Annotated in this window: 11 protein-coding genes; 10 read left to right on the top strand and 1 reads right to left on the bottom strand. The window is 69.3% G+C overall.

The window, feature by feature from the left end:
• Positions 1 to 542: 542 nt before the first annotated feature.
• From VKH46_03030 to VKH46_02995, 8 genes are all read left to right on the top strand, one after another.
• A complete protein-coding gene (locus VKH46_03030) occupies positions 543 to 1,187 on the top strand; it encodes a UdgX family uracil-DNA binding protein (GenBank protein HKB69788.1) in 645 nt (214 codons plus the stop codon).
• 48 nt (positions 1,188 to 1,235) lie between these two features.
• Complete coding sequence (locus tag VKH46_03025; GenBank protein ID HKB69787.1) at positions 1,236 to 2,486, top strand: amidohydrolase family protein; 1,251 nt, start codon at positions 1,236 to 1,238, stop codon at positions 2,484 to 2,486.
• Between the two features lie 144 nt (positions 2,487 to 2,630).
• Positions 2,631 to 3,230 carry a c-type cytochrome gene (locus VKH46_03020; GenBank protein HKB69786.1) on the top strand — a complete coding sequence of 200 codons (600 nt, stop codon included), beginning with the start codon at positions 2,631 to 2,633 and terminating at the stop codon, positions 3,228 to 3,230.
• Positions 3,146 to 4,216 (top strand): pyridoxal-phosphate dependent enzyme, encoded by a 1,071-nt coding sequence (locus tag VKH46_03015; protein ID HKB69785.1) that lies wholly within the window; start codon positions 3,146 to 3,148, stop codon positions 4,214 to 4,216. Before VKH46_03020 ends, VKH46_03015 begins: the two co-directional genes overlap by 85 nt.
• On the top strand, positions 4,213 to 4,419 hold the full coding sequence (locus VKH46_03010) for a hypothetical protein (GenBank protein ID HKB69784.1): 207 nt from the start codon (positions 4,213 to 4,215) through the stop codon (positions 4,417 to 4,419). Before VKH46_03015 ends, VKH46_03010 begins: the two co-directional genes overlap by 4 nt.
• 130 nt (positions 4,420 to 4,549) lie before the next feature.
• The gene (locus VKH46_03005; protein ID HKB69783.1) at positions 4,550 to 8,863 is read left to right on the top strand and encodes an S-layer homology domain-containing protein; all 4,314 of its coding nucleotides are present in this window, start codon (positions 4,550 to 4,552) and stop codon (positions 8,861 to 8,863) included.
• Complete coding sequence (locus VKH46_03000; protein HKB69782.1) at positions 8,860 to 9,603, top strand: SIMPL domain-containing protein; 744 nt, start codon at positions 8,860 to 8,862, stop codon at positions 9,601 to 9,603. Before VKH46_03005 ends, VKH46_03000 begins: the two co-directional genes overlap by 4 nt.
• A 349-nt stretch (positions 9,604 to 9,952) precedes the next feature.
• Positions 9,953 to 11,845: a S53 family peptidase gene (locus VKH46_02995; GenBank protein HKB69781.1), complete on the top strand. Its 1,893-nt coding sequence runs from the start codon at positions 9,953 to 9,955 to the stop codon at positions 11,843 to 11,845.
• A 40-nt stretch (positions 11,846 to 11,885) separates the two neighbouring features.
• Here the strand turns inward: VKH46_02995 and VKH46_02990 are convergent, their stop codons facing one another.
• A complete protein-coding gene (locus VKH46_02990; GenBank protein ID HKB69780.1) occupies positions 11,886 to 12,257 on the bottom strand; it encodes a response regulator in 372 nt (123 codons plus the stop codon).
• A 122-nt stretch (positions 12,258 to 12,379) separates the two neighbouring features.
• On the opposite strand from VKH46_02990, the gene VKH46_02985 reads away from it, so the two are divergent.
• Both VKH46_02985 and VKH46_02980 read left to right on the top strand, forming a co-directional pair.
• Positions 12,380 to 13,156 (top strand): 3'-5' exonuclease, encoded by a 777-nt coding sequence (locus tag VKH46_02985; GenBank protein ID HKB69779.1) that lies wholly within the window; start codon positions 12,380 to 12,382, stop codon positions 13,154 to 13,156.
• 147 nt (positions 13,157 to 13,303) lie between these two features.
• Positions 13,304 to 14,107, top strand: a complete 804-nt coding sequence (locus VKH46_02980) for a hypothetical protein (protein ID HKB69778.1) — start codon at positions 13,304 to 13,306, stop codon at positions 14,105 to 14,107.
• The last annotated feature ends 519 nt before the right edge of the window (positions 14,108 to 14,626 follow it).

The raw sequence follows: 14,626 nt of genomic DNA, 5'->3' as shown, positions 1-14,626 counted from the left end.
GGCGATGCGTTGCCATCGTCGAGTCGCGGCGGCGCCGCAGATTGCCCCGCGCCGCCCGAACCCGAAGGGCGCCAGCACATTGCGAACAATGGCGGAGTTGCGTCGCGGGCCCGATGCAAACAGCATCTGCTCCCGCGACGCGTCTTGCCCTCGTCCGCAAGCTGCCGGCGCGCCGCCGCCGCTATTCCCGGGGCGGGACACAAACTCGGGGAACGGGAGCGCGTGACGCTTTCGCGGCTCGTCGAACGAGCGACTCGACCGCGAACCCGCCACCCCCTCGCCGACGCTCCCGCTCCCGCGGCGCAAGTCGTCTCGCGCAGCGTTTGCGCGAGACTTCGTCGCGCCGCGACGGGCCCCGCGTGCCGCTTCATTGCTTCCCCCGAGAAAGACCGCTCATGACGCAACGCCGAGGCCCTTCGCCCCCACAGGCACCCATTCCCGGAAAACGAAAGCCCGAGACGTTCGCTCGAGGAACGCCGAGCGGGTGACGGCACGGCCACGCGGAACGACACGGTGGCAGCCCTCTTGCTGCGATCGTTGACATGCCCGCTCCCGCCGAGACCGCTTCGCCGCTCGTTCCCGCGCGTCCCACGCTCGCGAGCCTGCGCGCCGCCGCAGCGAAGTGCCGCGCGTGCGATCTCTGGAAGAGGGGAACCCAGACCGTCTTCGGCGAGGGCGCGCGCGGCGCACGGGTCCTCTTCGTCGGCGAGCAGCCCGGCGACCAGGAGGATCTGGCGGGACGGCCTTTCGTCGGCCCGTCCGGGCGCCTCCTCGACGAAGCAATGGAGGAGGCGGGAATCGACCGCCGAGCCGCGTACGTCACCAACGCCGTCAAGCACTTCAAGTGGGAGCCCCGCGGCAAGCGCCGCATCCACAAGAAACCGAACGCGAGAGAGATCGCCGCGTGCAAGCCGTGGCTCGCGGCGGAGATTGCGGTCGTGCGCCCCTCCGTCGTCGTAGTACTCGGCGCGACCGCGGCGCAGGCGCTGCTGGGCCCCGCCTTCCGCGTCACCCGGGAGCGCGGGAAGATCGTCGATTCTCCGGAGTTCGGACGCGTGATCGCGACCGTGCATCCGTCCTCGATCCTTCGGGCGCCCGACGAGAAGGCGCGCCGGGAGGAGCGCAAGCGCTTCGTGAGGGATCTGAAGAGGGTCGCGGCTGCCGCGACGACGCCGCCTCGGCGTTGAAAATCCGCGGCGCGCGGACGACAATCGGGTATTTCCGAAGGAGTCCCGATGAGATTCGTCCGCCCGCTCGTCTCCGTCCTGTTCCTCGCCGGCATCGCGGGGGCCGCGCCATCTCCCGTCCTCCTGAAGGCCGGCCGCCTCGTCGACGTCGCCGCGGGCAAGGTCCTCGCCGACCAGGGCGTCCTCGTCGAGGACGGCCGAATCCGCGAGGTCGGCCCGTTTGCGGCGGTCTCGGCGCATGCGCGCGGCGCGGCGGTCGTGGACCTCTCGCGCGCGACCGTGCTTCCCGGGCTGATCGACGTCCACACGCACATCGGCTGGTACTTCAACCGGCAGGGGCGACTGCACACGGAGAAGGACGGGGACACGCCGGCGCAGTCCGCGCTTGCCGCGGCCGGGAACGCCTGGGCGACGCTCTCGGGCGGGTTCACGACGATCCAGAGCGTCGGCGCTCCCGAGGACGCGGATCTCCGGGACGCCGTCGCCCGCGGGGTGATTCCCGGTCCCCGGATCCTGACGTCGCTCGAGCCGCTCGACGAGACGACCGGACCGCCGGAGAAGATGCGCGAGGTCGTGAGGGAACGAAAGGCGCAAGGCGCCGACCTGATCAAGATCTTCGCGTCGAAGAGCATTCGCGACGGCGGGGAGCCGACGCTCTCCCGGGAGCAGCTCGACGCCGCCTGCGGCGAGGCGAAGTCGCTCGGGCTCCGCACGCTCGTCCACGCGCACAGCGCCGAGAGCATGCGGCGCGCGGCGACGGCGGGATGCACGCAGATCGAGCACGGCATCTTCGCCACCCGCGAAGTGCTCGCCCTCATGGCGTCGCGCGGGACGATCTTCGACCCGCAGTGCAATCTCATCTTCCGGAACTACCTCGAGAACAAGGCGAAGTACCTCGGCATCGAGAACTACACCGAGGCGGGCTTCGCGGCGATGGAGAAGGCCGTGCCGCTGGCGGTCGCGGCGCTGAAGCTCGCGTTTTCGGTGCCGGGGCTCAAGATGGCCTACGGCACCGACGCGGTCGCCGGCGCTCATGGCCGGAACGTGGAGGACCTGATCTGCAGGGTCCGGGAGGCCGGCGAGCCGCCGCTCCACGCGATCGCGACCGCGACGCGCGACTCCGCCGACTCCCTCGGGCTCGGGAAGGAGATCGGGACGATCGCGCCCGGCTATCGCGCCGACGTGATCGCGGTCGACGGCGATCCGTCCGCCGAGATCGAGGCTCTGCGCCGCGTCGTCTTCGTGATGAAGGACGGGAAGGTCTACCGCGGAGCGGCGCCGGCAACGCCCGCGAAATAGCTCGCGTCGAGGACTCGCGAACCCGCGCCGGCAGGGGCGGCGTGACCGAATGCGCCGAACGCCGCAAATCACGCGGCGCGCGGATTCCATTGCGCCGCCGACCCGACGATGAGAGAATCCCCCGCCAACACGAACGGAGGAAAAATGAAGAACTGGAAACCCATTCTCCTCGCGGCGGGTCTCGCCGCCGGCGCCGCGGCTCTCATCGCCGCGTCGCCAAAAGCCGCGCCGAAGGCCGCGGCGATGAAGACCGCACGCTCCGGCTCCGCCGCCATCGCGCGCGGGAAATACCTCGTGTCGGTTCTGGCGTGCAACGACTGCCACACGCCCAAGAAGATGGGGCCGAACGGACCGGAGATCGACATGACGAAGATGCTGATCGGCTACGTCGGCAAAGAACTCTCGGCGCCGCCGGCGTCCGGCCCCTGGATTGCGCATACGACCGACCAGTTCACCGCATGGGCCGGCCCGTGGGGAATCAGCTACGCGAAGAACCTGACGCCGGACGAGAACACGGGGATCGGGAGCTGGTCTGAGGAAACGTTCGTCAAGGCGATCCGGACGGGCAAGCACATGGGCGTGTCGCGGCCGATCCTGCCGCCGATGCCGTGGAACGTGTACGTGAACCTCACGGACGCGGACCTCAAGGCGGTCTACGCATACCTTCGTTCGCTTCCCCCGGTCCACAACCCTCAGCCGGACCCGACGCCGCCCCCGCCGGCGCCCGCCGGGCAGAAGCCGTAGCCGGCCTTTCCCTTCCGCTGATCGACGCGGCCGCGGAGGCTCTCCGCGGCCGCGTTCTCCGGACCGGCCTCGAGGAATCCCCCGAGCTCTCCGAGGCCGCCGGTGTTCCCGTCCGCCTGAAGCTCGAGTTCCTGCAGAAAACCGGCTCCTTCAAGATCCGCGGCGCGATCTTCCAGATCGCCCGGCTCTCCGCGGCGGATCGCCGGCGCGGCGTCGTGACGTGCTCGGCGGGCAATCACGGAAAGGCGGTCGCCGAGGCGGCGCGCCAGGCGGCCGTCCCCGCGACCGTCTGCGTCCCGCGCTCGGTCGACACGGCGAAGCTCCGCGGGATCCGCGATCGCGGCGCGGACGTGCGCGTCTCCGAATTTACCGGCTACGACGAGACCGAAGACTGGGCGCTCGGGATCGCCGCCGAGGAAGGGAAGAAGTTCCTGTCGGCGTTCGACGACGTCGACGTCATGGCGGCCAACGGCGGCACGATCGCCGCCGAGATCCTCGAGGACGCTCCCGACACGGGCGCGTTCGTCCTGCCGGTGGGGGGAGGCGGCCTCGCGGCCGGCCTCTCGTTCTTCGCGCGCGAACGCGATTCCGCGGCGGTCGTCGTCGCGTGCCAGCACGAGGGCTCGCCCGGGCTCGCGCTCTCGCTCGAGCGAGGCGAGGCGGTGACGAGGCTCCCGCCGGTCGAGACTTCCGCCGGCGGGATCGAGGGAGGGATCGGGCGCCTTCCGTTCGAGGTGCTTCGCTCCCGCGTCGACCGCGTCGCTCTCCTGTCGGAGTCCGAGATCGAAGACGCGGTTCGATGGATGATCGACCGTCACGGCTACCTGGTCGAGCCCTCCGCGGCCGTCGCGGTCGCGGCGCTCCTCACCGGGAAGACGGGACGTCTCGCGTCGCCGGTCGCCGTCGTGCTGACGGGACGCAACGTCTCGATCGACACGGTCCGGCGCATCGTCGGGGGCGCCCCCCGTGAGAGAATGGCCCCATGAGCGACGACGACGCGACGATCCGGACGCAGCTCGCGCCGCTCGAGGAGATCGCGAAGCGGCACGGGATCGACCCGGACGCGCTCCAGGCCGCCGTGGAAAACGGCGAGATCCGCCCGCACCGCCAGCCCGGCGACCCCCGCGTCATCCTGGCCGAGCGCGACGTCCTCGTCTGGATGGCCGGCCGCAAGCGTTTCGACCTCTGAGGCCGATCCGGCCGATCTTCCGAATCGCTCGAACGACTCAGGCCCCGCGACGTTTGACTTCCGGCGAACGGGTAGCCGACAATCTCCCCGCCACTGAATACCCGACTGTCCGGAGAAGGCAAGCCCGATCTTGAACAGAAAATATGGCGCGTTCTTCGAGGCGACGCTCGTCGCCGGATACCTCTTTGCGGCCGGCCCGCGCTCCGCATCGGCGAGTCCGGCCGCCCCGGCCGGCTGCCCGGCGTTCCCCGCCCCCGTCGTCGCGTATCTGAAGGGTCTCGCGATCGACCCGCATGTCCTCCACGAAAAGCGCCGGCGCGCCCGCCGCGACATGATCGAGGAGTCCCCCTACGACGTGTGCCTGCACCGGGAATGGCTCGCTCTCCAGGCAGGGGTCGCGCCGACCACGGCGTCCGCGACGGCGACGGAGGGAGAAACCGATGCCGCTCTCGCTCCGATGTCGGCGACCGTCGGAACGAACATCGCTCCGCCGACCGTCCTCCCGCCGATCGGCAGCGGCGGAGTGCCCGGCTATCAGGGCGAGACCGCGATCTCCGTGAATCCGGATGACCCGCTCCGTATCGTCGGACACGCGAACACTTTCTACCAGGACCCGGCCGCGGCGTGCCAGGCGCCGGCGCCGAACGCGGGGAAGACGTTCGGCACGATGGCGCTCTTCGGCTCCAACGACGGCGGCGTGAGCTGGCATTACAACTGCGCTCCGTGGCCCTCCGACGCGACCGGCTCGATCAGCGGCGCCGCGGCGTTCTTCGGCAGCGATCCGGCGCTCGACTGGGACTCCTCCGGCAACGCCTACGCCGTCTATCTGCTCATCGACCAGAACAGCACGGGAACCGCCGACGGGAGCGCGATCGCGATCGCGAAGTCGACCGACAGCGGGCTTTCCTGGTCGCCCCTCGGCGTGATCGTCGACAACCTGTCGAACTCCTCGCTTTTCGAAGACAAGGAATTCGTCGCGATCGACCGCAGCGGCGGCGCGCATGACGGGCGGATCTATGTGATCTGGGACGAGAACAACGCCGAGCGGATCGCCTACTCGGACACGGGCGCGACCGGCTCCTGGACGACCGTCGTCCTCGACACCAACATCTGCATCGGGGCCGACGTCAAGGTGGGAGCCGACGGGACCGTGTATGCCGTGTGGAACCGCCTCGGTTTCCGCGGCAACGCGCAGAGCTCGGAGACGACGGTCTTCGCGAAGTCGGTCAACGGAGGCGCGACCTGGAGCTCCGCGGCGACCGTCGCCACGCATCGCCTCTTCTCCTTCGGATCGAACAACACGCCCCCGGCGCAGAATCAACGGGGCGTCAACGCCTTTCCGTCGCTCGACGTCGACCGCAATGCCGCGTCGGCGTTCCTCGGACGTCTCTACGTGACCTATGCGGACTTTCCGGTCGGGACGACCTCGGGAAACAATCTCGACGTTTATCTGAAGAGCTCGAGCAACGGCGGAACGACCTGGACGAGCGATCCCGGCGTCCTCGTCAACGACGACGGCGGATCTTCGACGCAGTTCTTCCCCTGGCTCGCCGTCGACGCGTCCGACGGAACCGTCAACCTCTCCTGGTACGACACCCGCAACGATTCCGTCAACAACCGGAAGACCCAGTTCTTCTACGGCCGTTCGTCCGACGGAGGCGCATCGGTCGAGGCCAACGTCCTGCTCACCGACGGCGGGTCGAATTTCGTCAATCACGTGTCCTACTGCGACGAGAACTCGACGGACAACACGAGCTTCAATCCCAACCAGTACGGCGACTACTCGGGAATCTCGGCCAACGACCGGCAGGTCCACGCGCTCTGGACGGATTCCCGCAATCTCTACCCCGGTCATCCCGACGGACGCCTCGAGGACGTCGCGACCACGACCCTCGTCAACTGCTCGCCGCCCTTCTGGCCCGGCGGAAGCGGGTACGGAGTCGTGTGCGGTCCTTCGGGAAATACCGTCACATGGTCGCTTCCGGCGTGGGGAACGAACGCGACCGGCGGGACGTTCTCCGTCAACCGATTCACCGACGGCTCGTGCACGGCGGGAAAAACGGTCCTCGCCTCGGGCCTCTCCGCGGGAACGACGGAGTACCTCGACACGACGGCGTCGCCGGGCGCGGTGTATACCTACTCCGTCACCGCGACGAACGACTGTCCCGGGACGGCGTTGACGCCGATGTCCGCGGACTCGACATGCGCGCCGGTCTCATCGAATCTGGTTGCGACCGTCGCGGCGGACGGATCGACCATTCTCCAAGCGGGATGCCACCCGAGCGTGACGCTGACGGCGAGCCCGTCGGGGGGCTCGTATCTGTGGTCGCCGGGCGGAGAAACCACACAATCGATCGTCAAGGCGATAAGCGGCGGCTCCGACTCGAACTTGGTGACTGTCACCCTCGACGGGTGTTCGGCCAGAGCCCCGGCGCCGCTGACCACGGTGGTTACCGTCATCGTCCTCGTCAACGCCAGCGGCCCCACCACGTTTTGCGAAGGTGGCAGCGTGACGCTCGAGGCTGCCGCCGGCGCGGCTTCGTATCTCTGGTCGCCCGGCGGCCAGACGACGCAGAACATCACCGTGACGACCTCCGGAAGCTACTCGGTTCAGACCACCGACAGCAACGGCTGTATTGCGAACTCGACTCCGGTTCTCGTCACGGTCACTCCGAAACTCACTGCGACAGCTTCCGGATCGGCGACGATCTGCACCGGCGCCTCGGCGACGCTCTCCGGTTCGGGCGGGACGAGCTGCTCGTGGAGCCCCTCGACCGGCCTCGACAACGCGTCGAGCTGCTCCCCGCATTCATCGCCGTCTTCGACGACGACGTATACGCTCACCGTCTCCGGCGCCGGGTCCTGCTCCTCGACCAACGCCCCGACCGTCACGGTCACCGTCAAGGCCAAGCCGACCGCGGTCGCGTCCGGATCGGCGACCATTTGCGCCGGTACCTCGACCGCGCTTTCCGGCTCCGGCGGGACGAGCTGCTCCTGGCTCCCGACGACCGGCCTCGACAATGCCGCGAGCTGTGCGCCCAACGCGAACCCCTCCTCCACGACGACATACACGCTGACCGTCGCATCCAACGGCTGCTCCTCGACGAACTCCCCCACCGCGACGGTCACGGTTCGTCCGCTGCCCACGCCGACGCCGTCGACTCTCCCCGGCGGAGCGGTCTCGGTCCCCTATTCGCAGACGATCGGCAGCTCGACCGGCACGGCGCCGTTCTCCTTCGCCGTCGTCCTGGGGACCCTTCCGGCCGGCCTGGGGATCGGCAGCTCGACGGGCACGATCGCCGGAACCCCGACGACCGCGCAGGACGCGAGCTTCACGATCCGGGTCACCGACGCGAACGGCTGCTTCAAGGACAAGGCCTACGGCATCCCTGTCACGAACCTCGCGGCGCAGCTCGAATCGGTGGAGGGCCGCTCGCCCTATCCTCCGTCCGGCGCGGAGCCCAACGGCGTCCTCGAGCCGGGCGAGACGTCCGTGCCGTTCGCCCCGTCCTGGAAGAACGTCGGCTCGACGACGGCGTCGGCCGTCTCCGGGGCCCTGGCGAACTTCTCCGGCCCGACGAACGGGACCGTGTCGTACGCGATCTCGAAGGCCGCCGCGTCGTACGGCGCCCTCGCCGCCGGCGCCGCCAATTCCTGCGGCGCCGACTGCTACACGCTCGGCCTGACGGCCGCGACCCGTCCGGCGGCTCACTGGGACGCGACCGTCACCGAGACCCTCTCGAGCGGCCAGTCTCACACGTGGACGCTCCACGTGGGGAAGAGCTTCGGCGACGTGGCGCCGACGAACGGGTTCTATTCGTACGTCGAGACCATCTTCCACGCCGGCATCACGACGGGAACGTCGCCGGGCCTCTTTTCTCCCGCGGGGAAGACGCGGCGGGACCAGATGGCGACCTTCATCGCGCGCGCCCACCTCGGCAGCGACGCCGCGATTCCGGTGTCGGGCACGGTCCCCGGGCGCGGTTCCTACAACTGCGCTTCGGGCGGAAACTCGCTGTTCTCCGACGTCGCGGTCGGCACCGTGTTCTGCCGGAGCATCCACTGGGTGGCCGCGCAAGGCCTGTCGTTCGGGTGCACGGACGGGACCCAGTTCGTCTCCACCTTCTGTCCCGCGGGGGGCATCACCCGCGGCACGATGGCGACCTTCATCGCGCGCGATCTCGCCGGCGGCGACGCGAGCGTCCCCGGGAGCGCGCCCGATCCCGGCAACGGGCGCTCGTATAATTGCACCGATGGGCAGCCGAACGCGTTCCCCGACGTCTCCGACTCGAGTCCGATCTGCAAGCACGTGTATTACATCTGGTCCAAGAACATCGTCGACGGATTCACCAACGGCAACTACGGTCCCGCCGGGATCGTCGTGCGCAGCCAGATGGCGAAGTTCCTCGTCAACGCGTATACGCTGACCATCAGCGGACCATGAGACGCCCGGCCGGTTTCTCCGCGATTCTTCTGCTGGCTGCCGCCGCGGCGGCGGCGCCTTCGCCGGCCGCGGATTCCCCCGACCGCCCGGCGGGACGCCTTCGGACGATCACCGTCTCCGGCGAAGGGGAAGCGAGCGGCGCACCGGACGTCGCCGTCACGACGCTCGGCGCCGAGGCGGTCGCCCGGAAGGTCGGCCCGGCCGTCGCCGACGCCAACGCGCGCATGCGGGCGGTGCTCGACGCGGTCAAGCGTTCCGGCGTCGCCGGCAAGGACATCCGGACGACGGACTTCTCGATCGATTTCGAGCAGAACCCGCCTCCGCGCGCCGAGCCGGAGGCCGGCGGCCGCCCGGCCGGCAACTACCGCGTCCGAAACACGGTTCAGCTGACGATCCGGGACCTCTCCCGCGCGAGCGAGGTCCTCGACGCGGCGATCGGCGCCGGCGCCAACGCGGTCTCCGGCATCTCGTTCACGATCGAGAACCCCGCCCCGCTTCGCGCGAAGGCGAGAGAAGCCGCGGTCGCCGACGCCCGCGCGCGTGCCGAGGCGCTCGCCCGGGCGAGCGGCGTCTCCGTCGGACCGGTCGTCTCGATCTCGGAGGGGGGAAGCGGCCCGGTTCCGCGCCCGATGGTCGCCCGGATGGCGATGGACTCGGCGGCGCCGCCGATCGAATCGGGGGAGCTGACGGAGCGCGTCCAGATCGAAGTCGTCTACGAGATCGTTCAGCGCGAACCATAGCGGTTATACGAGGCCGGGGAAGCCGCCCGCGGTCTCAACGTACGTTCTCAGTACGCCTCGCCCGCAGGCGGCTTCCCCGGCCCCGTCTTCCAACGACTCTGGCCGCGCTTCGACTTTGTCGGAAACTGACACAGGGCTCGGCCTTTTCGGCGACATAACGCGAAGGGCCCGTGAATCGTTGAAACGCCCGTAGCGAAGCGACCGTATAACGGCTCGCATGGCTCCTTCGGTATCCCGGCCTCATGGCAACGCCCGATCTGACGGCAAGCCGCACGTTTGGGGCGGAACTCCGGAAGCTGGAGCCCGACGGAGCGCGGATCGGGCACGCTATTCGCAGCCCTCGCGCCGAATGGCACTTTTCAGACGGAACCTCCTTTTCGCGCTCCTCGTTTCGCTCGTGGCCGGCACCGCGGCGGCGGCGCGCATCACGATCGACGAAGGCGACCGCGTGGCCGCCGGGACCGTCCCGGAGGCCGCCCGTCTCCACCCGGACCTCGGGCCGGCTCCCGCCGATCTCCCGCTCGAGCGGATCACGCTCGCCCTTCTTCCTCGCCGCGAGGCGGCGGGCGATCTCGAGCGGCTTCTCGAGGCACAGCAGGATCCCGCGTCGCCCGACTATCACCGCTGGCTGACGCCGGAGGAGTTCGGAAAGCGATTCGGCGCCTCCGACGAGGCGATCGGCGCCGTTCTCGACTGGCTTCAGGCGCACGGATTCGCCGTCGACGAGATCGCGGCGGGCCGCCAGTGGATTCATTTCAGCGGCACGGCTGGGCAGGTGGAGGAGGCGTTCGGATCGCCGATCCACGAGTTCGAGGCCGGCGGGCGCCTCCGGCACGCGAACGTCGCTCCTCCGACGATCCCGCGCGCCCTCGCGGCCGTCGTGCGCGGAGTCCTCACTCTCAACGACTTTCCGCGCCGGCACGCGCGACTCGCCCGCCGCGCCGCGGCGCGGCTCCCCGCGGTGAACTTCCAGGGAGGCGACCACGGCCTCGGTCCGGCGGATTTCGCGGTGCTCTACAACGTCGCGCCGCTCTACCGCAACGGCATCGACGGGACCGGCGTCTCGATCGCGGTCGTCGGGCGCACCGACATCCGGCTCTCCGACGTCCAGAGCTTCCGGTCGTTCTTCGGTCTGCCCGCCAACGACCCGGTCTTCGTCCACAACGGCGCGGACCCGGGCAACCTCGGCGACAACGGATCCAACGACGGGCAGCTCGAGGAAAGCGAGGCCGACCTCGACGTGGAATGGGCGGGCGCCGTGGCCCCGCGCGCGACGATCAAGTTCGTCATCTCGAAATCGACGTCGGCGTCCGACGCCGCCGACCTTTCGGCCCAGTACGCGGTCGACCACGACGTCGCGCCGATCCTCTCGTCGAGCTTCGGCTTGTGCGAGCGCGACCTCGACTCGGGCAACGACTTCTACGAAGGTCTCTGGCAGCAGGCGGCGGCCGAGGGGATCACCGTCTTCGTCCCCTCCGGCGACAGCGGCGCCGCGGGATGCGACGACGCGACGGCGAGCCGGGGCACGGTCCGCGCCGTCTCGGGCCTGTGCTCGACTGCCTTCAACGTCTGCGTCGGCGGAACGCAGCTCGACGACACCGCAGACGCAGCGCGCTGGTGGTCGGCCGCCGAGGACCCGTCCACGCACGAGTCGCTGATGTCGTACGTCCCCGAAATCGTCTGGAACGAGAGCGCCGCGGTCCCCGGCGGGTCGGGCCTCCTCGCGACGGGAGGCGGGCCGAGCGCGATCCACGCGAAACCCTCTTGGCAGCGCGCTCCGGGCGTGCCGGACGACGGGCGCCGCGACACGCCCGACGTGTCGCTGAACGCGGGCGCTCACGACGGCTACGTCGTCTTCCAGAAATACGATCCGAACGACGGGACGGTCTACGTCGTCAACGGCACCTCGGCCTCGACGGTCGCGTTTGCGGGCCTCATGGCTCTGGTCGTCCAGTCGCAGCAGGGGGCTCCCCAGGGAAACGCGAATCCCGTCTTCTACCGGATGGCGTCCGCCCAGTTCACGGGCGCGACGGGCCGCGCGTTCCACGACGTCGTGTCGGGAAACAACAGCGTCCCGGGCGTCTCCGGGTTCTCCGCCGGAACCGGGTACGACCTCGCGACCGGCCTCGGCTCGGTCGACGCCTCGGCGCTCGTCTTCGGGTGGACTTCCGCCGGCTCGCGGCGCGCACGCGTCCTGCCGGCGCGCCGTCCCGCTCCGGCGGAGGTGAAGCCGCTCCGTTAGCCGGCCCCCGACTCGGCGCCGCGACGGATCGCTTCGCGAATCAGTTCGAGGAATTCTCGGCGTACCGCCGGAGGGTTTCGACCAGACGTTCCGGATCGCAGGGCTTGGGAATGATCTCGTGGACGTTCAAATCCGCCCGGTCGAAGAGGACGTCAGGCACGGCGGTCAGGACGATGACCGGGATTGCCGCGATGCGCCGGTCGAGTTTGCGGGCGGTGAGGAAGCGGAAACCGTCCATCACGGGCATCATCAGGTCGAGCACGACGGCTCCCGGGCTGGGCCCCTCCATGAGCTTCTCGAGAGCTTCGCAGCCGTCGCTCGCCGCGTCGTGCGGAATGCCCGCCGCGGTGAGGAGGTTCTGCAGCCCTTCCCGGACGTCGGTGTCGTCTTCTACGATGAGAATCGATTTCATGCGGCCGTCCTGAAGACACTCTAGGCAGGGATCCCCGCGGCTAACAGATGCATTTGATTCAGGAAGAGATGCGTTTGGCTCGGGCGGCGCGGTCCTCGCACTCCCCGCCGTAGAATGCCCGGGTGCTGCACGAATTGCTGACGCTGACCCGCCCCCTCGTCGTCCTCGACACCGAGACGACCGGAACGTACCCGGCGCGCGACCGCATCGTCGAAGTCGCGTTCGTGAAGATCCACCCGGACGGCCGGCGCGACGTCCTCCACCGGCGCATCCACCCGACCGTCCCGATCCCTCCCGAGTCGACGCGGATCCACGGCATCTCCGACGCCGACGTCGCGGGGCTCGCCCCCTTCTCTGCGATCGCACGCGAGATCGTCGATTTCCTCTCCGGCTGCGACCTCGCCGGCTACAACATCGAGGGATTCGACCTGCCGATCCTCCAGATCGAGCTCGCCCGCGCCGGAATCGACCTCGACGTGAAGGGCGTCTCGATCATCGACGCGCAGCTCGTCTTCCACAAGGAAGAGTCGCGGACGCTCGCCGACGCCATGCGCCTCTACGTCGGCCACGCGCACGAGAACGCCCACAGCGCGCTCGCGGACGCGGAAGCGACGGCGCTCGTCATCGCGGGCCAGCTCGGACGGTACCCGCAGATGCCCCGGACTCCCGAGGCCGTGGCGGCCCGCTACCCGCCTCCCCGCGGCCGCCGGGTCGACCCGGAGGGAAAGCTCGTCGCCCGCGAGGGCGTGGTCTACGTCAACTTCGGCAAGAAGCATCACGGAAAGTCTTTCGACCAGGTCCGCGCCGAGGACCCGGGATTCTTCGACTGGGTCCTCGCCGGCGACTTCTCTCCGGCCGTCAAGCGCTGCGTGCGCGACTATCTCTCCTCGCCGAAGTAGGGTCGGCGCGCCGCATCGCCGGTTTCACGTTCCGCCCGCTTCGGTCCGACAGCCGCCGAGCGAGCGCGCCCCGGGCCGGGCTGATCCATACTCACCTTCTCCCCGCCGGTCCGCCGCGGTACGCTTCCGGGCGTCAGGGAGGTCGACATGCGCAGGATTTTCCGGTTCGCGACCATCGTTCTTCTCGCCGCCGTCTGCGGCGTTCCCCCGGCGGTCGGCTCCCCTTCCCGGTCCGGGGAGCCCGCCCCCGCGCCCTTCACCGTCGGCGGCGACGTGGCGCTGCATTCCTTCATGGCGCTCGCCGACGGGCACCTGCAGAAGATCTCCGACGTCCTGCGGCTCCTCGCCGCGACCGACCGCGCCCGCGCCGCCGACTGGGAGCGGATCCGCGCCCCGCTCACCGAAGCGGGGAAGATGGTCGTCCCGGCCGTCCTCTGGTTCGCCCTCCCGGACGGCGAGTACTGGACCGCCCCGCTCGGCCGTGCCGAGGGCAACATCTCCGATCGCGCCTACTTTCCCCGGCTGCTCGCGGGCAAGTCCGTGCTGGGCGATCTGGTCGTCAGCAAGTCGACGAGCCGTAACACGGCGATCGTGGCCGTCCCGATACGCGGCGCAAGCGACAGGGTCGTCGGGGCGCTCGGGGCCTCCGTCTATCTCGACAAGCTCGGCGAGACCGTCCGCCGCGAGATGGGGGGCCTGGCGCCGGGCGAGGTGTTCTTCGCGATCGACGCCGGACCGCGGGGCGCGATCCATTCCGACCCGTCGATGATCTTCACCGATCCAATGGCTCTCGGCGACGAGAAGATGCGGGCGGCGTTCCGGCAGATCCTGTCGGGCGACCGGGGCACCGTCTCCTACACGTTCCGCGGCCAGCCGCGGACGATGCTCTACGAGAAGTCGGCGGTGACGGGTTGGTGGTACGCGTTCGGAGTGAGCCCGCGCGGGCGATAACGGGCTCGCATCCGGTGCGCGGCTCGCGCCTGCCGACGTGTCGGCGCCGCACCGACCCGGCTCCTCGCCGCTCGAGCGCTCCTGGTACGATTGAAAATGGCCGAATTCCAGAACTCAGAACCGTCCGGCGGAAAGCCGACGCGCCTGGATCTGGCAAGTCGTTGAATCTAAAACCCATTTTCGATCTCGCTCGCCGTCGGAATTGGGGTATCCGGCGTGCTTCTCAATGTGAAAGAGCTGCGCTTGGGACACACACTTGCTCCGAAGCTACGAACGACACAAGAGGCTATAATGTGCAAGGTAAGTTGTTCATCCGGTCGTTCGGAAGATGTTCAAATTTTTGGAGCAACCCTCAACGGCGGTGTACGGGGTCTCATTTCGGTCGTCCGACACCGGCGTCGCCGCGTCGTCCTGGACGCTCCGGGAACAGTGAGAGATCGTGGAGCGATCGTCCCGTCAACTGTCGGTTCTTCTCGTGGAAGCCAGCAGAGACGACGAGGAAGCGACCACCCAAACGCT

This window comes from Thermoanaerobaculia bacterium (genome assembly GCA_035260525.1).
Taxonomy (GTDB): Bacteria; Acidobacteriota; Thermoanaerobaculia; order UBA5066; family DATFVB01; genus DATFVB01.
The sequence above is the reverse complement of the archived record's forward strand: the minus strand, read 5'-3'. Positions and strand labels throughout refer to the sequence as shown.